At 63.1% G+C, this 1,303-nt stretch carries 1 protein-coding gene; it reads left to right on the forward strand.

Translation table 11 applies throughout. The features are described from left to right. Positions 1-48: 48 nt before the first annotated feature. A protein-coding gene (locus J2X42_RS23325) for an IS3 family transposase (protein ID WP_310168508.1) occupies positions 49-1,262 on the forward strand; the annotation gives its coding sequence in 2 pieces (ribosomal slippage) (positions 49-310 and positions 310-1,262; 1,215 coding nt in all). Positions 1,263-1,303 lie beyond the last annotated feature (41 nt).

A 1,303-nucleotide genomic window follows, 5' to 3' on the forward strand; every position in this document is an offset into this window, starting at 1 on the left:
TGCGGTCGTATGGTTTTCTGAGACAGCTTGATGGGAGCTTCACTTCAGATGACCACGCCCAGAAGGAAATATGATGCCGCTTTCCGTGAGGAAGCAGTGCGGCTGGTTTTGTCCACGAACCGTTCGGTGAAGCAGGTCGCCGAGGAGATCGGGGTGAACGAAAGCACGCTGGGGAACTGGCTCCACAGGCATCGGGAACGTCAACCAAACGCCCCTGTCCCGCCCGAGGACAGGGGCCCGGTTGCCTGGGATGAACACCAAAAGGCCTTGGCCGAAAACGCCAGGCTGAAAGCCGAGGTCGAGTTCCTGGGAAAAGTCAGCGCCTTCTTTGCCGCGAAGCAAAAGTAGAGGATTTCTACGAATTCATCGAAGCGGAGAAGGCCAACCATCCTGTGGTGTGGCTGTGCCGGGCGTTGAAAGTCTCCCGGGCCTCGTTCTACCGGTGGCGCAACCCCGCCGGGCCCTCACCACGCGCCGTGCGGCACGAGGATCTGACCGCCGCGGTCACCAACCTCTACACGAAGGAGGAAGGGCGTGCCGGGCGGGACCAGCTGACCTTGTTGCTGAACGCGGCCGGGACCAAGGTCTCCGCCCCAACCGTCGGGGCCATCATGCGCGAGGCCGGCCTGCGTGCCATCCGAACCCGGGCCTGGAAACAGACCACGGTCCAGGACCCGCAGGCCAAGACCGCCCACATCGAGAACCACATGCTCGATGCCACGGGCAAACGCGACTTCACCTCCACCGTGCCCGGGACCCGGCTGGTCGGCGATATCACCTACCTGCGCACCGGTGAGGGCTGGCTCTACCTGGCCACCGTCATCGATCTGTTCTCCGGCATGGTGATCGGCTGGGCCATGGCCGGACACATGCGAGCCAGCCTGTGCACCGCGGCCCTGCAGATGGCCCGGAACCACGGCCGCTTCGCCGAGAATTCTGTGGTCTTCCACTCCGACCGCGGCACCCAGTACACCTCTGACGAATTCCAGCAATGGTGCGGCACTAACGCGGTCACTCAGTCCATGGGCAACGTCGGGGTGTGCTGGGACAACGCGGTCGCCGAGAACTTCTTCTCCCACCTCAAAACCGAGTTCTACCACCACACCCGCTTCAGTTCCAGGCTCGCCGCCCGGACCGCCGTGATGGACTACATCGAGGGCTGGTACAACCGCCGCCGACCCAACCGCCGGGCCGGCGGCGTACCACCAGTAACTGCCCACACCGCTTACCAAACAACCGTTCAGGAACCCCTGGCCGCCTAACCAACAACAACGAGAACTGTCTCAAAAACTTGACGAGCGCA

The organism is Arthrobacter sp. BE255 (assembly GCF_031457335.1).
Taxonomy (GTDB): domain Bacteria; phylum Actinomycetota; class Actinomycetes; order Actinomycetales; family Micrococcaceae; genus Arthrobacter.